The sequence below is a fragment of the Phyllobacterium sp. SL163 genome, from assembly GCF_049896885.1.
Lineage (GTDB): Bacteria > Pseudomonadota > Alphaproteobacteria > Rhizobiales > Rhizobiaceae > Phyllobacterium > Phyllobacterium calauticae.
In genome coordinates, this window is record NZ_JAFCVE010000002.1 from 475375 (window position 1) to 496652 (window position 21278).

The following is a 21278-nucleotide window of genomic DNA, read 5'->3' on the forward strand; positions in this document are numbered from 1 at the left end:
AACCGGCTGCCGAAACAACCGGTTGCCTGCGTTGCTGTCAGGCTGCAAACCTTTTGGTTGCAGCAATCAGTTCATGCACAATGCCCGGTTCCGTGACGGAATGTCCGGCATCTTCGACAATGCGAAGGTCCGCTTCCGGCCAGACCTTTTTCAGATGCCAGGCGTTCAGGAGCGGCGTGCACATGTCATAGCGGCCGTGCACGAGAACGCCGGGAATTTCGCGGATCAGATGGGCATTGCGCAGGAGGTGGTCATCCGTTTCGAAGAAGCCCCTGTTCTGGAAATAGTGGCATTCGATGCGTGCAAACGCGATGGCGAAATGATCTCTGGCAAAAGCCTCTTCCCGCGCCGGATCCGGCAGGAGGGAAAGCGCGGAACCTTCCCAGCGCGCCCACAATTTGGCGGCGGCCAGGCGCACGGCCGGGTCCTCGTCGGTAAGGCGCTTGTAATAGGCCGCGATCATGTCGCCGCGTTCTTCCTCAGGAATGTGCTCCTGGTAAGCTTCGAAGCGGTCGGGATAGATGATGCTCGCACCGTTGGAATAGAACCATTCGATTTCGAAACGGCGGATCATGAAGATGCCGCGCAGGATCAGCTCGCTGACATGGGCGGGGTGGGTCTGCGCATAGGCAAGAGCCAGTGTCGACCCCCACGAGCCGCCGAAAACCTGCCATTTATCAATGCCGAAATGGTTGCGGATACGCTCCATGTCTGCCACGAGATCCCAAGTGGTATTCTCGCGCAGTTCAGCATAAGGCGTTGATTTTCCACAGCCGCGCTGGTCGAAAAGAATGATGCGGTAGAGTTCCGGATCGTGCAGCCGGCGCATGGCGAGATTGATCCCGCCGCCAGGGCCGCCATGGATCATGATGACCGGTTTGCCCTGGGGATTGCCGCATTCCTCCACGTGAATGCTGTGCAGATCAGACACGGCGAGCATTTGCTCGGCATAGGGCTGGGTCTCGGGGTAAAGTGTATTCGTTATCATACATCTTTCTTTCGAAAAGTGGCGAAATAGGTCTATGATTACGCGGGATTAAGGTTTTGCCAAGTCAATTCATGTGTTTAGCAGACATCTACGAACAGTCCGCATTGGTTTTGAACTTTCCTGCGCAATAGATTTGTCTTGATATATCAGGAAAATGCGCTTTAGTCGCTAATATTAAAACGATTAGATTTTCAGATGTTGCAATTTCAAAACGGAGACTTTTCAGGCATGAGATTTAAGTTTGTCATTGTGGACGATCATCCGCTTTTCCGGGGGGCGTTGAAAGCTGCACTTATGTTGCAGACAGGAGACGCTGATATTATCGAGGTCAGCGATCTGGAGAGTGCCAAAAGGCACATCCTCGATGCAGCCGATGTTGATCTTCTGCTGCTCGATCTTGCCTTGGGCGGCGTCGGCGGTCTTACTGGCTTGATTGCTTTGCGTTCGCTGCACCCGAGCGTGCCGATAGCGATTGTTTCGGCAACCGATGATGCCGTTACAATCCGGACGGCGCTTGCACTCGGCGCCTCGGGCTTTATTTCCAAGTCCTCAACCCTTGATGAGATTGCCGATGCCATCGGCAGGATACTCGATGGCGAGATATGGTCGCCGCTGACCGGTCAGGGCGGGGGACAACTGGATCAGGAACTGTTCGAACTGGTCGGCCGCTTGCGCCGTCTTACCCCGCAGCAAGGACGGGTTCTCGGCATGATGGCCGACGGAATGCTCAACAAGCAGATTGCGCATGAACTCAATGTGTCGGAGGCCACGATCAAGGCGCACGTCTCTGCGGTTCTCTACAAGCTTGGTGTTGAAAGCCGGACACAAGCGGTCATTTGCTTGTCCCGTTTCAACAGCACCCCCGCGCCCCTGAACTCCAGAACAGTGGAGTTTCATTAGCGCGGGCGATCATTCAGGCGTCCGCAGGGGTGTTTTGAAGATGGGAAAGGAGTGATCGCAAGACAGCGGGTCGCACGGGCTTGTTGATCAGTGGGATCGCTGCGGCCGCAGCACGGTCGCGCAATTGGCTCGACCGGTCAGCGGTGACGAGGGCGGCTTGTATGGGACACCCGTACTGGCCGCGCAAATACCCGATGAGGTCAATTCCGTTCTCATCTTCGAGATTGTAATCGGCAAGGATCATATCCGGTGGTTCGCTAAGGTTTTGGCATAGCGCCTCCAAGCCCTTGCCATTGGTCAGGACCTCCACCGCACAGCCCCACGTCTGCAACAGCTCCTTCATTCCGGCAAGAGAACGTTCGTCGTCATCAATGCAAAGAACCCTGAGGCCATCCAACGCGCGATTGGGTTCCGAAGCCGCCGGATTCTTGATGACCGGCAGCACGGCATCGGAGCATACCGGCATTCTGACGGAGAACACGGAGCCTTTTCCAACGCGGGAAGATACGCCGATGGACATCCCCAGCAGTGCGGCGATGCGCTCGACAATCGATAGGCCAAGCCCTAGTCCGTCGGATTCGCGCATGCCGCGGGAAAGCCGGGAGAATTCGCGGAAAATGATGTTCAGTTCGGTTTTGGCCATGCCTATACCCGTATCGAAGACTTGAACCTCGATCATATCGCCGCGACGGCGAACGCCCATGAGTATCTTGCCCGATTTGCAATATTTGATGGCATTCGAAACAAGGTTCTGGAGCAGCCGCCGCAGAAGATGAGGGTCGGTTGCAACGACAACCGAGCTTTCAACCAGTTTGAACTCCAGCGCCCTTTCCTGCGCCACCGGCAGAAAATCGCGAAAGACCTGCAAGAGGATGGTGTTCAACGGGATGGTCGATATCTCAGGCCTGAGGGCACCGGCATCAAGCCGTGAAATATCCAGCAACGCGTTGAAGATCGACTCGACCGCCTCAAGGGATGAATTGAGGTTGGTCGCAAGATCCTTCATCTGCGGCTTGGCAAGCTGTTCCGTCAGTGCCGAGGCATAGAGACGGGCTGCGTTGAGGGGCTGCAGAATATCATGCCCCGCATCGGCCAGAAAACGTGTCTTGCTGATATTGGCGTCCTCGGCGCGGCGCCGTGCCTTGGCCAGTTCCTGATTGGCAAGCGTGAGCGCTTTCGTGCGTTCGCGCACCCGCGCATCAAGGCGCTCATTGCTTTGCCGCAATATTCTGTCTGTTTCGACAGTCTGGGTGACGTCGGTAAAGGTTGCCACCATGCCACCGTCCGGTATGGCATTGGCCAGAATGTCGATGATCCGGCCCGAATTATTGCCAAGGGCGATACGCCAGCGCGCGGGCAGCGCTTCCAGCTCCTGCAACGCGCCGTCGCCGCCGCTTGCAGCAGCGTTTCTCTGCACGAGGAGAAAGGAAACAATTGCCTGGAACGGTGTGCCCATGCGCTGCAGGCGATCGGGAAGATCGAGCATGAGCGGAAACGGCCGGTTCCAGCACATGAGCCGGAACTGCCGGTCGAAAACGCCGATCCCCTGATCCACCCGGTCTAGCGCCGTTTGCAGCAGGTCGCGGTTTTGCACCAGGGCTTCCGTCGCATGATCAAGCAGTATCTGCGTCTGCTTCTGCGCCGCTCCGGAGGGCCCCATCGCAAGGGACAGGATCAGCCTGGCGGACGGCGAGCCGACAATGCTGGAAAGCAGCTGTTCGGAGAAATGCACCGTTTTGAAATCGGCCGCGCCTTCCAGGGCAATTCCCTCCTGGTCATGAAAGGCATTGAACGCAAGGCGGGTTTGTTCAGCGCCGATGTATCGGGATATGGTGTCCTTCAACTGATCGACAGTCACGTTGGCATGATGATTCCTGCTGGAAAGAGCGGCTTCTCCCGTTTCGGGGATGAAAATATTGGCTTGGATGCGCTCCAGCGGCGACGCGCTTTTTGACAGCGAGCCAAGGATGAACAAAGCCAGGTTGGCAGTCAGGCTCCACAGCAGCCCGTTCACCACGGGACTTGCGTCCAACCCCCAGAGATGATGCGGGCGCAAGAGACCGATGCCATAGGGTCCGCTGGTAACAAGCGAGCAGGATTCATCAAGCCAGGTGGGGAGAAGCATGGTGTAAAACCACACGGCAGTGCCTGCAGCCATACCCCACCATGCGCCGCGTGCTGTTGCCCTGCGCCAGCCAAAACCGCCGAGAAAGGGTGGCAGCATCTGCATCAGGCTCACCGCGGAAATGAGCGAGAGCTCCGCAAAGTCAACGTAATCCATTATTGTGAACTGGTAGGCATAGGCGGCAAGCAGAATGGCAATGATGGAGCAGCGCCGGATTTTTGGAATGATTGCCGTGTAATCGTCCTTGCCGGCCGATGTCGCCCGCCTTGGCCAGTTCAACAGGGTCGGCAAAATGAGGTCGTTGGAAATCATGATGGACAGCACAATGGTAGGCAGTACCAGCATGGTGGCCGCAGCCGAGAGACCGCCAGCGAAAGCCAGAATGCCCAGCCAGCTTTGATGCGCCCGCAGAGGGAGTGAAAGAAAATAAAAATCGGGAGAGACATCGGACGGCAGGATCCAATTGCCAATTGCCGCAAGGGGTAAAACAAGAAGACCGGCAATCAACAGGCATGCCGGAACCAGCCATCGCGCGGCCGACAATTCCCGTCTGCTCCTGTTTTCCACGACCGTGAGATAGAATTGACTGGGTAGAAGCAGCGTTGTTGATGCGCCGATCAGCGCGAGCGCGACAACATTCGCCACCGAGACGTGTGCCTGCAGTGCGGGGATGGCAGTGTTGCTGCCAGCGAGGTGGCTGAGCAATTCGCCCGGTGTGCCGAAAAGAAACGTCGTCGCGGCTATGCCCACCGCTATGAAGGCAATCATCTTCAAAGCGGAATCGCTGGCCAGCGTGCGAACAATGCTTTCATCGCGATCCATGGTTTGCGGCGATTTCTCGCTGTTGTGGATGACGAACAGGGCGATGACGCACAGGAGGCCCCAGAGCAGCCAATGGGGTTCGTGGGCCCTGTCCGCACTATGCGGGGTAAACGTGCCGGCAAATACTTCGAAGAGATAATGCACTGCGGTGAGCTGCAGGGCGAGGTAGGGAACACCGCCAACCGTAACGATGATCGTGACAAACGCCGTCACCGAGAAACTCTTGCCATAGCGGGCGCCAATCAGATCGGCGATGGAGGCAATGCCCTGCGATTGTGCAAGTTTGATCACACGATGGAAGAACGGAAAGCCCAGGGTGAAAGCCAGAGCTATCCCGATGAACAGCCCGGCAAATTCAATGCCGTTTTCGGCGGCATATCCAAGGCCGCCATAAAACAGCCAGCTGCTGCCGCCCGACGCCAGACTGAGCGCATAGATGAACGGCCGGTCGACCTTCTGATCAAGGCGATTGCGCCGGCCGATGGTTTTGACCCGCACATACTGTGCAATAAGATATAAAATCGCGACAAGCGCTACAGTCCAGCCCGTCATGGGCTTCAACCTTCCATAAATTGCGATGAACGTGTTCATCAAAATGAATTAATTTAAAAACCTGCCCGTCGAAAACACTTGAATAACCAGGGTTGCTCGTTCGGAAAATAAAACTTTATATTAATAAATTAGGAACATCTGTTACTGTCAATCTGTGGTGCAACTTGCATCACTGGGGACTGACAGCTTCCAATTAACACGGAATACTGGAGAGTGGTATATCATGCTAAAGGAATTCAAAGAATTTGCCTTGAAGGGAAACATGGTCGATCTCGCCATTGGTGTGATCATCGGCGGTGCTTTCGGCAAACTTGTTGATTCGATCGTGAACGACATCTTGATGCCAATCATCGGGCTTCTCACCGGTGGTGTCGACTTCTCCAATATGTTTATCCAATTGGCAGGTGCGCCCGCTGCCACGTTGGCCGCCGCACGCACAGCCGGTGCAACACTTGCTTACGGCAACTTCGTCACACTGCTGATCAACTTCCTGATCATTGCCTGGGTTCTCTTCATGGTGGTGAAAGCCATGAACCGGCTCAAGAAGAAGGAAGCTGCGGCCCCTGAAGCCCCGGCTGCACCGACCAAGGAAGAAGCCCTGCTGACCGATATTCGCGATCTCCTGGCCAAGCGCTAGGACTTTCCGCATTGGTTCAGACACCCCGGCCTGGCGCCGGGGTTTTTGTTTGCCTGATTGTCAGGATGACGTCAGCAGATCATCAGCATCGGTGATGGGAACATCACAAATATCCGCGTGATTGTTGCGCTTCGTTGCGTTAGGTCTGCCTTTGAACGGGATGTGCGTTTGGCACTGGAGATATGTATGGGTCTGATTGAACATTTGCGCCATGAGGCTGCGGTCGCGCCGGAGAGCGGCATTGTTGCGGTGATGAACCATGGCAGGCGCCAGGACGGCGTCATTCCCCTCTGGGCGGGTGAGGGCGATCTGCCGACGCCGGATTTCATCAGGGATGCGGCAAATGCCGGTCTGGCCAATGGCGAAACCTTCTATACCTGGCAGGCTGGCATTCCGGAATTGCGGCAAGCACTGGCCGATTATCACAAGCGCCATTTCAATGTGGATCTGCCCGTCGATCATTTTTATGTCACGGGTTCCGGGATGCATTCGATACAATTGGCCATCCAGGCCACGGCCGGGGCGGGAGACGAGGTCGTCTATGTGTCGCCGGCATGGCCGAATTTTGCCGCTGCGGCCGGCATAGCGGGTGCAACGCCGGTTCCGGTAACGCAGGATTTCACCGGCAATGGCTGGACGCTTGATCCGCAAAAAATCCGCGACGCGATCACGCCCAGGACGAAGGCACTGTTCATCAATTCTCCATCCAACCCATCCGGGTGGACCGCTGATATCGAGACGTTGCGCGAAATATTGCAGATCGCCCGCCAGCACGGTCTGTGGATCGTCGCCGACGAGATCTACACGCATTTCTATTACGGTGCGCGCCGGTCCCCCTCGTTTTTCGATGTCATGGATCTCGATGACCGGATTATCTTCGTCAACAGTTTTTCCAAGAACTGGGCAATGACCGGCTGGCGTGTCGGCTGGATGACCGTGCATCCCGCCCTTGGCAAAACCGTGGAGAACCTGATCCAGTACTCCAATTCGGGTGTTGCGCAGTTCATGCAGCGGGGTGCTGTCGCCGCTCTTGATCATGGGGACGAATTCATCCGGATGCAGGTGGAGCGTGCACGCAAGGCGCGCGATATTCTTTGCGCCAAACTCGCAGCCACGGGCAGGGTGCGCATGTCGCCGCCGGCCGGCGCCTTCTACCTGCTGTTTGGCATCGAGGGCGTTTCCGACTCCTATCGCGCAGCCTTTGATATCGTCGATGAGGCAAGGGTTGGCCTTGCACCTGGAACGGCTTTTGGCGATGGTGGCGCAGCCTTCCTGCGACTGTGTTTTGCCCGGCGTATAGATCAGGTCGAGGAGGCTGCCGATCGCCTCGCAGACTGGATCAGGAAACGTTGAATCGCTTACATCTGAATAATACCCAGGCCACCATTCTTTCGCTCCTCATCGCTTCAGCCGGCGCCTTCAGCGCCGGTTTTGCAGGTTTGCCTATCCCGTTCCTGCTCGGGTCGACACTTGCGGTCACGGCTGCATCCCTTTCCGGTGTCCGTATCCATCTGCCCGACTGGCTGCGTGCCTTTGTCTTCTTCATGCTGGGTATCCAGGCCGGGTCCGGCGTTTCCGCCGATACCGTCAATCAGATGGTGCTGTGGCCCGTCAGCTTTTTCATGCTCTTCGTGGCGCTCATCGCGGTGACCGGACTGACCTATGTCATGCTGCGCAAGGGCTTCGGCTGGGATGGGCCCACCGCGCTGTTTTCATCGTTGCCTGGAGCGCTTTCCTTCGTGCTGGTGGCCGCCATGGGAACGCAGGCCAACATGGTCAAGAGCACCGTCGTTCAGTGTATCCGCCTGTTGCTTCTCATCGGCTTTCTTGCCCCGCTGCTTGCCGTCATCGCCAGGAATGCGCCGCATGTCGTGGTGGAGATGAACGATCACTGGACGGTCCAGGAAGCGCTCATTCTGTTTGTCTGCGGCCTTGCCGGGGCGCTTCTCGGCCAGTATACGCGCGTCCCCGGCGGCATGATGCTCGGTGCCTTGCTGGCAAGCGCGGCATTGCACGCCGCATCGGTCGTGACAGCGGTGGTCCCGCGCTCGATCGCGGATATCGGGTTGATCATTCTGGGCGTGCTGATCGGCTCGAGGGTGGGTGCGGAGCATCGTACCCAGCTCGTTCGCTATCTGCCGGCTGCCCTTTGCGCCTTTGTTCTGGGAACGGCCGCCTCTTTTCTGGCAGCCCTGGCGGTTTGGTATATCCTGGATATCCATCCCGCACAGATCGCCCTGGCCTTTGCGCCGGGGGCGCTGGAAGCGCTGACGGTGATTGCCTTTTCTCTGGGCGTCGATCCGTCCTATGTGGCATCCCACCACGTGGCGCGATTTCTGATGATCGCCTTTGCCGTGCCGTTTCTGGCGCGCTGGCTGAACGATACCGATGCCAATAAATAAGCCCGCCATTTCACTGAAACAGCGGGCTTAAGCGATTTCAGGAAAGCGTGTCTTCAGCCGCCGGCTTTGGAAACAGCAAGCGTCACGACGCGTTCGCCCGTCTTGACCGACGGGGCGCTGTCCTTGGCGAAGGGAATGCCAAGCGCCGTCCAGACTTCGACCAGCGCGTCCTTCAGTTCGAGCACCAGTTCATCGGAGTGGAAGGGCGTCGGCGTGACGCGCAGCCGCTCGGTGCCGCGCGGGACGGTGGGGTAATTGATCGGCTGGATATAGATGCCGTGCACCTGAAGCAGCCGGTCGCTCGCCATCTTGCACAGTTCTGGGTCGCCGACATGGATCGGGACAATATGGGTCTGCGACTGCATGACCGGCAGGTTGGCGGCGGCCAGGACATCCTTGGTCAGCTGCGATTGCTGCTGATGCAATCTGCGTTCTTCCTGCGAAACTTTCAGGTGGCGGATCGATTGGGTAGCCGCTGCCGCGATCACGGGGGGCAGGGCAGTGGTGAAGATGAAGCCGGGCGCGTAGGAGCGAACGGCATCGATCACGGTCTTGGGGCCGGTTATATAGCCGCCCAGTGTGCCGAAAGCCTTTGCCAGGGTTCCTTCGATGATATCGATGCGATCCGAGAGGCCTTCCTGATCGGTGATGCCGCCACCGCGATTGCCGTACATGCCAACCGCATGAACCTCGTCGATATAGGTCATGGCATTGTACTTCTCGGCCAGATCGGCAATGGCCGCGATGGGGGCGATATCGCCGTCCATGGAGTACACAGATTCGAACACGATCAGCTTGGCGCGTTCCTTGCCGGCCGCCTTCAGCAGATCTTCGAGATGCGCCACATCGTTGTGGCGGAAAATCTTCTTTTCAGCGCCGGAGCGGCGTACGCCTTCGATCATCGAGGCATGGTTCAACTCGTCGGAGAGGATCAGGCAATTGGGCAGAAGCCGCGCAATCGTCGATATCGATGCCTCGTTCGACACGAAGCCCGAGGTAAAGACCAGACCCGCTTCCTTGTTGTGAAGGTCGGCCAGCTCGTTTTCCAGCTCGACGAGCGGATGATTGTTGCCGGAGATATTGCGGGTGCCGCCTGCACCGGAGCCCATGCGGCTCGACGCATCGTGCATGGCCGCGATAACCGAGGGATGCTGACCCATTCCCAGATAATCGTTCGAGCACCATACGGTGATTTCACGTGTGGAATCGGCAGTACGCCAAAGCGCGCGCGGAAATCTCCCCACGATCCGTTCCAGATTAGCAAAGACCCGATAGCGCTTTTCAGCGTGCAATTGGTCGATCGCGTCTTCGAAAAACCGACGATAGTCCATGAACTGCTCCTGTATCCTGGACTTAGTAGCGTTTTTGCGGGCTAAAATCCATGACGGGAAGGTGGGCAATTTGCCACGCTTGGCAAATGGCTATTCTGCCAGCGGGCACGGACACTATAACGTCGAAAGAGCGCCGGCGATATGGGGAACGCCGGAAACCCGTTCTGCCCGCTCCTGAGGTGGAATGGTCTGCGATTCTTTCGCCACGTTATTTTTATGATGTATCTTCAACGCTTTGCAGACCCGCCAAAATGCGGCAAGATACCGCAATAGAGCTGTTGGCGTGGTTCAGGGGGGGATGGCAGATGACAGTACTCATAACCGGGGGTGCGGGCTATATCGGCAGTCACATGGTCTGGGAATTGCTCGATTCCGGTGAATCCGTCGTGGTCATCGATCGCCTCTCCACCGGGTTTGAATGGGCGGTCCCTGCGGAGGCCAAGCTCATCATTGGCGACATTGCCGACCAGCATCTCGTGCGCGATACGATCGAACGCAATTATGTCGATGCGGTCATCCATTTCGCCGGTTCCGTCGTGGTGCCCGATTCCGTTCGGGATCCGCTGGCCTACTACGAAAACAACACCTCGAAATCCCGCACCTTGATTGAAGCGGTGGTCAAGTCCAACGTGAAGAACTTCATCTTTTCGTCAACGGCCGCTGTGTACGGCGATGGGGGGCTGGAGCCCGTTACCGAAGAGACGCCGCTGCTGCCGCAATCGCCCTATGGCGTTTCCAAGCTGATGACGGAATGGATGTTGCGCGACACGGCGGCGGCGCATGATTTCCGTTATACGGCGCTGCGCTATTTCAATGTGGCCGGGGCCGATCCGAAGGGCCGTTCCGGCCAGTCGACACGCGGCGCGACTCATCTGATCAAGGTTGCCTGTGAAACGGCATTGGGGAAGCGGCCTTACATGGAAATTTACGGTCACGACTTTCCGACGCCGGATGGCACCTGCGTGCGTGACTATATTCACGTCAGTGACCTCGTCGCCGCCCATCGGCTGGCATTGGACCGGCTTCGCACCGGGGCCAGCAGCATCGTCGCCAATTGCGGCTATGGCCGGGGTTATTCGGTGCGCGACGTGATTGAAAGCGTCGAGCGCGTTCATGGGAGACCGATTGACGCGCGCCTGACGGATCGGCGGGCGGGCGATGCCGCATCCGTTGTGGCCAATAGCGCACGGGCGCGAAAAGACCTGGGCTGGGAACCCGGTTTCGACAATCTTGATATGATCGTCGAAACGGCGCTGGCGTGGGAAAAGGGTCTTGCCAGCCGCAATTCAGGGCGCTGACTGTCCTGTTTGCGCAGCGCCGCTGCGCGGGATGCCGTTACTTTCGGCCGTTGAATCGGCCATGCGGCGGAGAGACACATTGTTTTAACATGCGTCATCCTAGAAAAGGGGAACCTTCTTCGCTGGGAAGGTGTTTAGTTCAGGACCTTGAAGACCACGAAGTAGAGTTGGAGTAATGCGATGGACGGCGCCAACCGGACCAACGAAAAACAGCTATCCAAGATTATGCGACGACAAATTTCCCAGTCGTCCTATCGGACCGCTATACGCGCTGCCGGTATCTACAAGGTTGATGATACTGTGCCGGAGAGCCTGCTCGACCAGCTCCGCCGCCTGGACGAAGCCGAATACAAGCAGGCAAAATAGACAGCCCAACGGGTACATGGGCATCTCTCGATTAAAATCAGCATCACTGCCAAAGCGGATCAAAGAGGTGGACGCGAATCCACCTCCCGAGATTGCGCTGCGTCAGGCAGCCAGAGCCAGATGACTGGTCTGTTCCTGAGCCGTGGCGATTGCCTTGGCTTCGGCTTCCGGTCCCATGCCAACACCTTCGATGCGAATGACTTCGACGTCGGTCATCCCGAGGAAGCCAAGCACGGATTTGAGGTAAGGTGTCGCGTGGTCCAATGCGGATGCCGGGCCAGCGGAGTAAATCCCGCCGGATGCGATCACCAGATAGACCTTCTTGCCGGTGACAAGACCTTTGGGACCATCTTCACCGTAGCTGAAGGTTTTGCCGGCGCGGGCGATATGGTCGATCCACGATTTCAGGGTCGAAGAAATGCTGAAATTGATGAACCCGGTCGAGATGACGATGCTGTCGGCGGCAAAGAGTTCGTCGACGGCCTGATCCGAAACGGAGACAACCCGCTGCTGTTCGGCGGTGCGTGCCTCCACGGGGGTGTAAATGCCGGCCGTGTAGTCGGCATCGATGTGCGGCAGCGGGTGGCTGGCAAGGTCGCGTGTGACGACGGTGCTGCCCGGTGTTGCCTGCTGCAGCTTACGCGCAAACTCCGTGGCGACCTGTGTCGAGTGGGAAGCCGCGCCGCGTGGGCTCGAGGTAATGAGAAGTATGGACGACATGGTTTTGGTACCTTCCAAAAAGGACAATGAATTGATGTCCGTAATTTGGTGCTCGACATCCATTTAGAAAACTGGGAAAATATCTATCAAACCCATCTATGGATTAGATAGATCATGCAGCCAAATCCAACTCTCGATCAGCTCCAGGTCTTCCTTGCGGTTGCCGATACCGGCAGTTTTTCCGCCGCTGCGCGCCATCTCAACCGGTCTCAGTCGGTTATCAGCTATACGATCGCCAATCTGGAATCGCAGCTCGAGCTGCAGCTGTTTTCCCGCGGCGGAACCCGCGAACCGCGCCTGACGGAAGCGGGTGTCGCCATGCTGGAAGACGCCCGGCGAATGGCATCGGCGCTGCAGGGACTGCGGGCGCGTGCCGAGGGTCTCAAGGCGGGGCTGGAGGCGGAGATAGCGATTGTCGTCGATGTGTCCGTGCCGTCGCCGGTGCTCATATCCGTGCTGAAAGCCTTCCAGGAACAATTCCCGACCGTGAGCCTTCGGCTGCATGTCGGCGCGCTCGGCATGGTATGGGATCTCGTGCAAAAGCGGCAGGCGGATATCGGCATTGGCGGGCCGCCAGTTCAGACCAGCGATGATCTCACGACGATCCGGGTTGGCGAGATGACCATGACACCCGCTGCCGCGCCGGATCATCCCCTGGCCCTGTACAAGGGGCCGGTGCCGCTCTCCTTCATCCGCGATCACGTCCAGCTTGTGGTGACGGACCTTTCCGAACAGACCAAGGGCCGGAACTTTGGCGTTTTCGCATATCGGACGTGGCGGCTGACCGATGTGGGTATCAAGCATGAGCTGATGGTCGCCGGATTGGGCTGGGGCGGCCTGCCCAAGTGGATGATAAAGGACGACGTTGCCGAAGGCCGGTTGGTGGAACTCGACCTTGAACCCTATCCGGAGAGCCACTACTCGCTCTTTGCCCTCCACATGGCCGACCATCCCCTTGGACCCGCCGCAAAATGGTGGGTCGAGCGATTCGCGCGGGAAATGGCCGCATGCGCTTACTGATTTGGGAAATCAGCTGTTCTTGCCGATGCGTCCCAAATGCGTGTCCTGAAATGCGCTGAAGAATTTCAGGCCGTATCCAAGCGCCCGATCGATGGCGATGTGAAAAATCCAGATCAGGCCGATCGACAGGGCAAGCTTGGAGCCCGACCACCAGCCTAGGGCAAACAGGATGATCGGCACGACGTAGAGATGCGCCGCATTGTAGCATATCGCGCCGATTTTCGGGCTCTTGAGATAGCCGAGCATAGCGATGTCGGGAACAAGCAGCAGGACGATGAACAGCCACCAGCTTGAGCCGAACAGGGCATAACCGGCGATGGCAAGTATCGCCACCATTGTTGCTTCAGCGCGCAGCAGGATGGACATGATGAGCAAAAACTCCGTTGCAGGACGTCAATCTATAGGCCGAATCTTGCCCGCGGCAATCCATGCGTCATGTTGAAAATGTTATGTACAGATTCGGAGACAAGCATGCTCGCGGGCGCTAGAATTGGCGGTGCAGCTGTTTCTCGTATATTCGATGGATACCGTCATATGTCATGTCTGAAGTTTCCACCCGGTCCACTTTCATTTGAGTTCGCATAAAATGCCCATACCCATCCTGATGTACCATCAGATCGACAAACCGGCAGGGCGCGGCAGCCCGTTCCGCTATCTGACCGTCGATCCGGCCAACTTCCATCGCCAGATGAAATGGCTCAAACGCATGGGATATGCCGGATTGTCGATGCGGGATTTGCAGCCCTACCTGGCGGGCCAAAAGACCGGCAAAGTGGTGGGTATCACCTTTGACGACGGATTCCGCAACGTCATGACGCATGCGCTGCCGGTGCTGGATGCGCTTGGCTTTACCGCCACGAATTATTTTGTCAGCCGGCAGATCGGCGGCTCCAACATGTGGGATGCCGATGTCGGCGTTCCCCATTCCCCCTGCATGTCCCGCGCGGAAATGCTGGAATGGGCGGCGTTGGGGCATGAAGTCGGCGCGCACACGCTCGATCATGTGCACTTGACCGAGGTCAGCCCTGACGAGGCGCGGCGTCAGATTGCCGATGTGCGCCACGAACTGGAAGACATGCTGGGCAGCACGGTGGAAGCCTTTTGCTATCCCTACGGCGATTTTTCCGGGGAGGTCAGGCAAATGGTTGAGGAGGCGGGATATACCACCGCAACCACCACCCAGCGCGGCCGGGCGACACCGCAGCATGACATGCTGCTCCTGCCCCGTAAGATCGTTCGCCGGACGGATGGCTGGCTGAACGTCCTGCGCAAATCCGTTACCGGTTGATGATGGGAAATCCTGTGTCCGCAGAAACGGTGAGGGAACGCAGCATCTGCGTCGGGACCATCACCCGCAATCGGCCGCTGATGCTGAAAAACCTCTTCGAATCCTATGCACGGATGCAGGTTCCGGCGGGTACCAGCATCCGTTTTGTCGTGGTCGAGAACAATGACCAGCCAACCCTTTCCGACGTGGTGGAAACGTTCCGGAAACGGCTGCCGCAGTCCACCGTTCAGTACGAAGTTGAGCCGCGTCTCGGCATTGCCTTTGCCCGCAATCGGGTTCTGGACTGTGCGCTCGATGCCGGCGATGACCTTTTGACCTTTGCCGACGATGACGAAACGGTCGAACCGGACTGGCTCGTTCAGCTGCTTGCCGAGCGTGATGCCTTTGATTTTGATATTGTCGGGTCTCCGGTTCGGCTCGCGCCGCATGGTCCGGGTGTGACGCTGTGGCAGAAAATGATCTGGTCCGGCATGGACCGCGCCAACCGGAACAGCGAAGCAAAGTACCTGCGCCGGCGCAATGCCGGACAGGGCGACCGGATACGGATTGCCACCGGCAGCTGGATGGGAGATCTGGCATTCTTCCGCCGGACCGGCGTGCGTTTCGACAATGCCCTTGCGCTGGCTGGCGGCGAGGATTGGCGCTTGTGGGCAGATGCGCGCAGGCTGGGTGCCAAGACAGGCTGGACCCCGGCAGCTGTCGCCTATGAAACCGTACCGCAGGACCGGCTGACCTTCGCCTATCAATACCGGCGCAGCCGGGACATCAGCATCATTGAAATGCGCACAAAGCTTAACAAGCACAGGGCCGCAACGCTCCTGCGTTTGCCCGGCTCACTCATTGGCCGCTTGCTGTCGCTTTGTCTCTACCTGATCGCCGTGCCGTTCACGCGGGGAAGAACACTGGTCAAGGCGGCGTCGCGCCTGGGCAGTATCGTCGGCGTCCTGCGGGCATGCATGGGCAGCGAATCAGCCCACTACAAGCGCGTCAGCGGAACATGACCCCTGGTCAGCGATCGGGCGGTATCGTCAAAATGATCTGTGGATAACGTTCGCACATGGGATGTTCGTCTGATCATCGAAAAGACTGGTGCTGCGAGAGAGGATTGAACTCTCGACCTCTCCATTACCAATGGAGTGCTCTACCACTGAGCTACCGCAGCTGATTTGCGAACGCGGCGGACTTCTGCCATATCATTGCTCAAATCGCAAGCAAGCAATTGTAATCTCTTGGGCAAAATATCAGTATTTGCCAAAAGCCCTGTATTTACGTGGATAAATGCCGCGTTGGGGCGCACGGATTTTGAAAGATAACTTATGACATCGCCGTCTTCGAAAAACCCGAATTCCGAGCAAACAAGCCGTGAGAAGCGGCGTTCAGAACAATTGCGGGCGAATCTGGCGCGGCGAAAACAGCAAATACGTTCCCGGCGCTCCGGGGCTGCAGATGATCGGGACGAGGGAATCACCGCTGCAGAACAGACATCCTCCGATACCCCGTCTTCGGAATCTTGACTGGTCGCGTCGCGATCGAAGCATTTCTTGAACCATTCTCTGCAATGGTTTAGATCAACCGGCTCTGCAAAGGGTCTCAACGACAGGACGGGTCTATCCCCGCGAAAGTGACACATTATGGATCGTATCAAGATTGTTGGCGGTAATAAGCTCAATGGCATCATCCCGATTTCCGGTGCCAAGAATGCGGCCCTGCCATTGATGATCGCGTCTCTGCTGACGGATGATACGCTGACGCTCGAAAACGTGCCGCATCTGGCCGATGTGGAGCAGTTGATCCGCATTCTCGGCAATCATGGCGTCGATTACTCGGTCAATGGCCGCCGCGAACGCCAGGACGGCGCCTATTCCCGCACGATCCACTTCACTGCCCGCAATATTGTCGATACCACCGCCCCCTACGAACTCGTGTCCAAGATGCGCGCCAGTTTCTGGGTCATTGGGCCGCTTCTGGCACGCATGGGCGTTGCGACCGTATCGCTGCCGGGCGGCTGCGCCATCGGCACGCGTCCCGTGGACCTGTTCATCGACGGTCTTCGCGCGCTCGGCGCCGACATCGAGATCGAGAACGGCTATGTCAAGGCCAGCGCCAAGGGCGGCCTCGTCGGCACGCGCTTCACCTTCCCGAAAGTATCGGTCGGCGCCACCCATGTGCTGATGATGGCCGCGACCCTGGCAAAGGGCGAAACCGTCATCGAGAACGCCGCGCAGGAACCCGAAGTCGTCAACCTCGCCGATTGCCTCAATGCCATGGGCGCCCGCGTCAGCGGTGCAGGCACGCCGACCATCACCATCGAGGGCGTGACCAGCCTCTCCGGTGCGCGGGTTCGCGTCATTCCCGACCGTATCGAGACCGGCACCTACGCCATGGCCGTTGCCATGACGGGTGGCGACGTGATCCTCGAAGGCGCCGACGCCAGCCTCCTCAGTGCGGCACTGGAGACGCTCGGACAGGCCGGTGCGGAAATTTCCGAAACAAATTCCGGCCTGCGCGTTGTGCGCAACGGCCATGGCATCATGCCGGTCGATGTGACAACCCAGCCGTTCCCGGGTTTTCCGACCGATCTGCAGGCCCAGTTCATGGGCCTGATGACCAAGGCCAAGGGCACGTCCCACATCACTGAAACCATTTTCGAGAACCGCTTCATGCACGTGCAGGAACTGGCGCGCCTTGGCGCCAAAATCTCGCTTTCGGGGCAAACGGCCAAGATCGAAGGCGTGGAGCGTTTGAAGGGCGCGCCGGTCATGGCGACGGATTTGCGTGCATCGGTTTCGCTGGTTATTGCCGGTCTGGCCGCCGAAGGCGAGACGACGGTCAACCGCGTTTATCACCTTGATCGCGGCTTCGAGCGTCTGGAAGAAAAACTGTCCCGTTGCGGTGCGGTTGTCGAGCGTATCAGCGACTGATTCCCGGCTGTTTTTTCTGCTGGCGCACTTTCTCCGCGCAGCAGAATTCCATTTGCCTGAACTTTCCTCTAACAGGGAAGGGAGCATGGCGTGTTTTGCGCGCCATGGTCCTGAAAAGTTATGCAAAGGGTAGACATGGACACTCTCAAACTCATCGCGCTTGATGAGGAAGATCTGCAAATCCTTTCTGCGCATCTGCAGGATTCGGTGCTGAAAATAGCCGATATCGATTATCTGCCGGCCGAAAGTCGTCTGGTGCTGGCTGTCAACCGGTTTGTCTGGGAATTGGCCGCCGATGGCAAACGCCACCGCAGTTTTGAACGCCGGCGCACGGCGCTGCATTTCGCCCGGGTGAAAAGCCTCAAGGCAACCGGTATCGACCGTCGTTTCAAGGACGACGTGCTTTCCCTGCTGGCGATCCGCTTCATCGTAGGCGACGCACCTTCAGGCGTGATCGAGCTGACATTTGCTGCCAACAGGGCGTTGCGGCTCGAGGTGGAAGCCATCGAGGCCCAACTGACCGATCTCGGACCCGCATGGGAAACCGATTTCAAGCCGGAACACGAAGCCTGACGGGCAAGAGGAGCAGTTATTGTGGTTTTGGTGTTGAGGCAGTCCGATCCTGATTTTGAATCCCGGTTTTCCGCGTTTCTTCTGACCAAGCGCGAAGTGTCGGAGGATGTGGATCGCGTGGTTGCCGATATTATTCATCGCGTTCGCACCGAAGGCGATGCGGCGCTTATCGAATATTCGCAGCGTTTTGACCGTATCGACCTTGTGCAGCATGGCATTGCCATCACACCAGCCGAAATCGACGCGGCGATGGCGGCAGCACCGCTGGAAACCGTCGAGGCGCTCAAGCTCGCCCGCAACCGCATTCATTCCCACCACCAGCGGCAGATGCCGCAGGACGACCGCTACACCGATGCACTGGGTGTGGAACTCGGGTCGCGCTGGACAGCGGTGGAATCGGTTGGGCTTTACGTGCCGGGCGGCACGGCCAGTTATCCGAGTTCAGTCCTCATGAATGCTGTCCCGGCCCAGGTTGCCGGCGTCGAGCGCATCGTCATGGTTGTGCCGTCTCCGGACGGAAAGCTCAATCCGCTGGTTCTCGTGGCCGCACGCCTTGCCGGCGTTTCCGAGATTTACCGGGTGGGCGGTGCACAGGCAATCGCCGCGCTGGCCTATGGCACGCAAACCATAGCACCGGTGTCGAAGATCGTTGGTCCAGGCAATGCCTATGTGGCCGCTGCCAAGCGCCGCGTTTTCGGCACAGTCGGCATCGATATGATCGCAGGTCCGTCGGAGGTTCTCATTCTGGCCGACAGCGACAACGACCCGGACTGGATCGCTGCCGATCTTCTGGCTCAGGCCGAGCACGATACGGCGTCGCAGTCGATCCTGATCACCGACGACGAGGCATTCGGCAATGCTGTTATCGCCGCCGTCGAGCGCCAACTGGCAAAACTGCCCCGGACGGAAACCGCAAGCGCCAGCTGGCGCGATTATGGCGCGGTCATCCAGGTTCAGGATTTGCAGTCTGCACTGCCGCTGGTCAACCGTATCGCGGCCGAGCATCTGGAAATCGCGACCGCTGATCCGGAAGCCCTGCTGGCGGGCGTGCGTAACGCCGGGGCCATTTTCCTTGGCCGCTACACGCCCGAGGTGATCGGCGACTATGTCGGCGGCTCCAACCATGTCCTGCCGACAGCGCGGTCGGCCCGGTTCTCTTCCGGCCTTTCGGTGCTTGACTATGTCAAGCGAACGTCCATCCTGAAGCTGGGTGTGGAACAGTTGCGCGCTCTGGGGCCGGCGGCGATAGAACTCGCGCGCGCCGAAGGTCTCGATGCGCACGGCAATTCCGTCGCCATCCGGTTGAACCTATAGGGTGACAATGACAGCAACGGGCAATACCGATGCGCGATTGATCGATGTGGAGCTGGACGAGACCATCGGCCGCTCCACGCCCGATGTCGAGCATGAGCGCGCCGTTGCCATCTTTGATCTCATCGAGGAAAACAGCTTCCGTCCTGTCAATGACGAGGGGATGGGCCCCTATCGCCTGAGACTGTCACTGATCGAGTCGCGTCTCGTCTTTGCCATTTCGCGCGAGGCCGGCGACGATGTGGTCACCCATATTCTGTCGCTGACGCCGTTGCGCAAGGTGGTGAAGGATTACTTCATGATCTGCGAGAGCTATTACGAGGCCATCCGCTCATCCAGTCCAAGCAAGATCGAGGCCATCGATATGGGGAGGCGGGGGCTGCACAATGAAGGATCGCAAGCGCTGATGGATCGCCTGAACGGCAAGATCGACGTGGATTTCGATACCGCCCGCCGCCTCTTTACCCTGGTATGTGTGCTGCATTGGCGGGGATGAGCGGACCAGTGGGCGCCGAACCCGACAAGCTCCCGGACGGGCAGGAGCCTGCCAAACGGAGCATGCCCGGTGCGGTGCTGTTCATCTGCGGCATGAACTCCATCCGTTCGCCCATTGCCGAAACGCTGGCCCGCAGCCTGCTGCCGCCCCGGGTCTATGTTGCCTCGGCCGGCGTTGAAAAAGGCGAACCGGACCCATTCGTCGATGCTGTGCTGGAAGAACTCGGGTTGAAGCGCATTTCCCTTCACCCGCGCACCTTCGAAGAGCTTGAAGACGACTATTTCGATCTGATCATCACGCTGTCGCCCAAGGCCCATCACATGGCGCTGGAGCTGACGCGAACGACCTCGGTCCATGTGGAATATTGGCCGACACCCGATCCGACGCTGGTGCGCGGACGCCGTGACCAGATCATGGAGGCCTATCGCGACGTGCGCGACAACCTCAAACACCATATTCAAGCGCGTTTCGGCTAGGCAATTGGAACCTTTGTCAGCCCGTGCACAATTGCATTGAACTCCCTTGTTCACAAATGCCGCGCAATACTATAGGTTCCGCCCAAAATTGCGGTCGAGTGTGACCGCAAATTCCTTTCTGGAGATAGAACTACGCATGGCGAAAGAAGAAGTACTAGAGTTTCCCGGTCTCGTGACGGAGCTGCTGCCCAACGCGATGTTCCGGGTCAAGCTTGAAAACGATCATGAAATCATTGCTCACACGGCCGGCCGTATGCGCAAGAACCGCATCCGCGTTCTGGCGGGTGACAAGGTCCTTGTCGAGATGACCCCATACGATCTGACCAAGGGTCGCATTACCTACCGCTTCAAATAACAGTCCTCCCGGCTTCGGCCTGACTTGTCCGCAGGACACGATTTTCCAGGAATGCGTTCATGAGCGATCAACACAAACTGGTTCTGGCATCCGGCTCGCCGCGCCGTCTGGCGCTGCTGGGCCAGATCGGCCTGGAGCCCGATCGCCTGTTGCCCGCCGACGTGGACGAAACGCCTTTGCGTGCCGAGCACCCGCGTTCGCTCGCACGCCGCCTGTCACGCCTCAAGGCCGAAAAGGTGGCAGACGAGTTGAAGGGTGACGCGGACCTTGGCAAGTCCTACATCATCGCTGCCGATACCGTAGTGGCGGTTGGCCGCCGCATTCTGCCCAAGGCTGAAATTCTCGACGACGCAACCAATTGCCTGCGCCTTTTGTCCGGCCGTTCGCACCGCGTTTTCACCGGTCTTTGCCTTGTCACGCCGAAGGGCAAGATCCGTCAGGATCTGATCGAAACCCGGGTGCGCTTCAAGCGTCTTTCGCGCGAGGAGCTGGAGAGCTATCTTGCATCGGGTGAATGGCGCGGAAAAGCCGGTGGCTACGCCATTCAGGGACTTGCGGGCGGTTTTGTGGTCAAGCTTGTCGGCTCCTACAGCAACGTGGTGGGCCTGCCGCTCTACGAGACAGCCGGTCTCCTGCATGGCGAGGGTTATCCCGTCTATGCCAACTGGCAATCATCGGCACACTAGGTCTTGGACTG

Annotated in this window: 21 protein-coding genes and 1 tRNA gene; 16 read left to right on the top strand and 6 right to left on the bottom strand. The window is 58.2% G+C overall.

Annotated features, from left to right (window positions below; all coding sequences use genetic code 11):
* Positions 1-37: 37 nt before the first annotated feature.
* Positions 38-988 (bottom strand): prolyl aminopeptidase, encoded by a 951-nt coding sequence (pip, locus tag ACP7B1_RS05910; RefSeq protein ID WP_346307000.1) that lies wholly within the window; start codon positions 986-988, stop codon positions 38-40.
* A gap of 228 nt (positions 989-1216) precedes the next feature.
* Between pip and ACP7B1_RS05915 the strand changes: the two genes are divergently transcribed.
* Positions 1217-1888 (top strand): response regulator transcription factor, encoded by a 672-nt coding sequence (locus tag ACP7B1_RS05915; protein WP_346306999.1) that lies wholly within the window; start codon positions 1217-1219, stop codon positions 1886-1888.
* A gap of 13 nt (positions 1889-1901) precedes the next feature.
* Here ACP7B1_RS05915 and ACP7B1_RS05920 read toward each other — a convergent pair whose 3' ends face one another.
* Positions 1902-5387, bottom strand: a complete 3486-nt coding sequence (locus ACP7B1_RS05920) for a hybrid sensor histidine kinase/response regulator (RefSeq protein ID WP_346306998.1) — start codon at positions 5385-5387, stop codon at positions 1902-1904.
* Between the two features lie 223 nt (positions 5388-5610).
* On the opposite strand from ACP7B1_RS05920, the gene mscL reads away from it, so the two are divergent.
* The 3 genes from mscL to ACP7B1_RS05935 all read left to right on the top strand — a co-directional run bounded on the left by mscL (position 5611) and on the right by ACP7B1_RS05935 (position 8426).
* Entirely contained in the window at positions 5611-6024 is a 414-nt protein-coding gene (gene mscL / locus ACP7B1_RS05925; RefSeq protein WP_223611847.1) for a large conductance mechanosensitive channel protein MscL, read from the top strand.
* 186 nt (positions 6025-6210) lie between these two features.
* A complete protein-coding gene (locus tag ACP7B1_RS05930) occupies positions 6211-7377 on the top strand; it encodes a pyridoxal phosphate-dependent aminotransferase (RefSeq protein WP_346306997.1) in 1167 nt (388 codons plus the stop codon).
* The gene (locus ACP7B1_RS05935) at positions 7374-8426 is read left to right on the top strand and encodes an AbrB family transcriptional regulator (protein ID WP_346306996.1); all 1053 of its coding nucleotides are present in this window, start codon (positions 7374-7376) and stop codon (positions 8424-8426) included. Before ACP7B1_RS05930 ends, ACP7B1_RS05935 begins: the two co-directional genes overlap by 4 nt.
* A gap of 53 nt (positions 8427-8479) precedes the next feature.
* On the opposite strand, the gene hemA is transcribed toward ACP7B1_RS05935, so the two are convergent.
* Positions 8480-9757 (bottom strand): 5-aminolevulinate synthase, encoded by a 1278-nt coding sequence (gene hemA / locus ACP7B1_RS05940; protein ID WP_346306995.1) that lies wholly within the window; start codon positions 9755-9757, stop codon positions 8480-8482.
* A 305-nt stretch (positions 9758-10062) separates the two neighbouring features.
* Between hemA and galE the strand changes: the two genes are divergently transcribed.
* A complete protein-coding gene (gene galE, locus ACP7B1_RS05945) occupies positions 10063-11055 on the top strand; it encodes a UDP-glucose 4-epimerase GalE (protein ID WP_346306994.1) in 993 nt (330 codons plus the stop codon).
* 180 nt (positions 11056-11235) lie between these two features.
* Positions 11236-11421, top strand: a complete 186-nt coding sequence (locus tag ACP7B1_RS05950) for a hypothetical protein (RefSeq protein ID WP_346306993.1) — start codon at positions 11236-11238, stop codon at positions 11419-11421.
* 102 nt (positions 11422-11523) lie between these two features.
* On the opposite strand, the gene ACP7B1_RS05955 is transcribed toward ACP7B1_RS05950, so the two are convergent.
* The gene (locus tag ACP7B1_RS05955) at positions 11524-12141 is read right to left on the bottom strand and encodes an FMN-dependent NADH-azoreductase (protein ID WP_346306992.1); all 618 of its coding nucleotides are present in this window, start codon (positions 12139-12141) and stop codon (positions 11524-11526) included.
* Between the two features lie 114 nt (positions 12142-12255).
* Here ACP7B1_RS05955 and ACP7B1_RS05960 point away from each other — a divergent pair, with 114 nt between their 5' ends.
* On the top strand, positions 12256-13161 hold the full coding sequence (locus ACP7B1_RS05960; RefSeq protein ID WP_346306991.1) for a LysR family transcriptional regulator: 906 nt from the start codon (positions 12256-12258) through the stop codon (positions 13159-13161).
* A 9-nt stretch (positions 13162-13170) separates the two neighbouring features.
* Here ACP7B1_RS05960 and ACP7B1_RS05965 read toward each other — a convergent pair whose 3' ends face one another.
* Positions 13171-13527 (bottom strand): DUF4260 domain-containing protein, encoded by a 357-nt coding sequence (locus tag ACP7B1_RS05965; RefSeq protein ID WP_346306990.1) that lies wholly within the window; start codon positions 13525-13527, stop codon positions 13171-13173.
* 220 nt (positions 13528-13747) lie between these two features.
* Here ACP7B1_RS05965 and ACP7B1_RS05970 point away from each other — a divergent pair, with 220 nt between their 5' ends.
* Both ACP7B1_RS05970 and ACP7B1_RS05975 read left to right on the top strand, forming a co-directional pair.
* A complete protein-coding gene (locus tag ACP7B1_RS05970) occupies positions 13748-14449 on the top strand; it encodes a polysaccharide deacetylase family protein (RefSeq protein WP_346306989.1) in 702 nt (233 codons plus the stop codon).
* Between the two features lie 14 nt (positions 14450-14463).
* Positions 14464-15450: a glycosyltransferase gene (locus ACP7B1_RS05975; RefSeq protein WP_346306988.1), complete on the top strand. Its 987-nt coding sequence runs from the start codon at positions 14464-14466 to the stop codon at positions 15448-15450.
* Between the two features lie 86 nt (positions 15451-15536).
* On the opposite strand, the gene ACP7B1_RS05980 is transcribed toward ACP7B1_RS05975, so the two are convergent.
* A tRNA-Thr gene (locus ACP7B1_RS05980) sits at positions 15537-15611 on the bottom strand.
* Positions 15612-16080: 469 nt separating this feature from the next.
* Between ACP7B1_RS05980 and murA the strand changes: the two genes are divergently transcribed.
* The 7 genes from murA (at position 16081) to ACP7B1_RS06015 (ending at position 21267) form a co-directional block, all read left to right on the top strand.
* A complete protein-coding gene (gene murA / locus ACP7B1_RS05985; RefSeq protein ID WP_346305773.1) occupies positions 16081-17370 on the top strand; it encodes a UDP-N-acetylglucosamine 1-carboxyvinyltransferase in 1290 nt (429 codons plus the stop codon).
* Positions 17371-17505: 135 nt separating this feature from the next.
* Positions 17506-17943, top strand: a complete 438-nt coding sequence (locus tag ACP7B1_RS05990; protein ID WP_223611825.1) for a DUF2948 family protein — start codon at positions 17506-17508, stop codon at positions 17941-17943.
* A gap of 21 nt (positions 17944-17964) precedes the next feature.
* On the top strand, positions 17965-19257 hold the full coding sequence (gene hisD / locus ACP7B1_RS05995; protein WP_346305774.1) for a histidinol dehydrogenase: 1293 nt from the start codon (positions 17965-17967) through the stop codon (positions 19255-19257).
* 7 nt (positions 19258-19264) lie between these two features.
* Positions 19265-19750: a UPF0262 family protein gene (locus ACP7B1_RS06000; RefSeq protein WP_346305776.1), complete on the top strand. Its 486-nt coding sequence runs from the start codon at positions 19265-19267 to the stop codon at positions 19748-19750.
* Positions 19747-20226: a low molecular weight phosphatase family protein gene (locus ACP7B1_RS06005; protein ID WP_223611819.1), complete on the top strand. Its 480-nt coding sequence runs from the start codon at positions 19747-19749 to the stop codon at positions 20224-20226. Before ACP7B1_RS06000 ends, ACP7B1_RS06005 begins: the two co-directional genes overlap by 4 nt.
* Before the next feature lie 136 nt (positions 20227-20362).
* Positions 20363-20581, top strand: coding sequence for a translation initiation factor IF-1 (gene infA, locus ACP7B1_RS06010; RefSeq protein WP_008122731.1), 219 nt, complete (start codon positions 20363-20365; stop codon positions 20579-20581).
* 59 nt (positions 20582-20640) lie between these two features.
* A complete protein-coding gene (locus ACP7B1_RS06015; RefSeq protein WP_223611818.1) occupies positions 20641-21267 on the top strand; it encodes a Maf-like protein in 627 nt (208 codons plus the stop codon).
* The last annotated feature ends 11 nt before the right edge of the window (positions 21268-21278 follow it).

Bases quoted from the DNA above. Each gene is read 5' to 3' on its own strand.
- pip (WP_346307000.1), bottom strand. From the start codon at position 988: ATGATAACGAATACACTTTACCCCGAGACCCAGCCCTATGCCGAGCAA.
- ACP7B1_RS05915 (WP_346306999.1), top strand. From the start codon at position 1,217: ATGAGATTTAAGTTTGTCATTGTGGACGATCATCCGCTTTTCCGGGGG.
- ACP7B1_RS05920 (WP_346306998.1), bottom strand. From the start codon at position 5,387: ATGACGGGCTGGACTGTAGCGCTTGTCGCGATTTTATATCTTATTGCA.
- mscL (WP_223611847.1), top strand. From the start codon at position 5,611: ATGCTAAAGGAATTCAAAGAATTTGCCTTGAAGGGAAACATGGTCGAT.
- ACP7B1_RS05930 (WP_346306997.1), top strand. From the start codon at position 6,211: ATGGGTCTGATTGAACATTTGCGCCATGAGGCTGCGGTCGCGCCGGAG.
- hemA (WP_346306995.1), bottom strand. From the start codon at position 9,757: ATGGACTATCGTCGGTTTTTCGAAGACGCGATCGACCAATTGCACGCT.
- galE (WP_346306994.1), top strand. From the start codon at position 10,063: ATGACAGTACTCATAACCGGGGGTGCGGGCTATATCGGCAGTCACATG.
- ACP7B1_RS05950 (WP_346306993.1), top strand. From the start codon at position 11,236: ATGGACGGCGCCAACCGGACCAACGAAAAACAGCTATCCAAGATTATG.
- ACP7B1_RS05955 (WP_346306992.1), bottom strand. From the start codon at position 12,141: ATGTCGTCCATACTTCTCATTACCTCGAGCCCACGCGGCGCGGCTTCC.
- ACP7B1_RS05960 (WP_346306991.1), top strand. From the start codon at position 12,256: ATGCAGCCAAATCCAACTCTCGATCAGCTCCAGGTCTTCCTTGCGGTT.
- ACP7B1_RS05965 (WP_346306990.1), bottom strand. From the start codon at position 13,527: ATGTCCATCCTGCTGCGCGCTGAAGCAACAATGGTGGCGATACTTGCC.
- ACP7B1_RS05970 (WP_346306989.1), top strand. From the start codon at position 13,748: ATGCCCATACCCATCCTGATGTACCATCAGATCGACAAACCGGCAGGG.
- murA (WP_346305773.1), top strand. From the start codon at position 16,081: ATGGATCGTATCAAGATTGTTGGCGGTAATAAGCTCAATGGCATCATC.
- ACP7B1_RS05990 (WP_223611825.1), top strand. From the start codon at position 17,506: ATGGACACTCTCAAACTCATCGCGCTTGATGAGGAAGATCTGCAAATC.
- ACP7B1_RS06000 (WP_346305776.1), top strand. From the start codon at position 19,265: ATGACAGCAACGGGCAATACCGATGCGCGATTGATCGATGTGGAGCTG.
- ACP7B1_RS06005 (WP_223611819.1), top strand. From the start codon at position 19,747: ATGAGCGGACCAGTGGGCGCCGAACCCGACAAGCTCCCGGACGGGCAG.
- infA (WP_008122731.1), top strand. From the start codon at position 20,363: ATGGCGAAAGAAGAAGTACTAGAGTTTCCCGGTCTCGTGACGGAGCTG.
- ACP7B1_RS06015 (WP_223611818.1), top strand. From the start codon at position 20,641: ATGAGCGATCAACACAAACTGGTTCTGGCATCCGGCTCGCCGCGCCGT.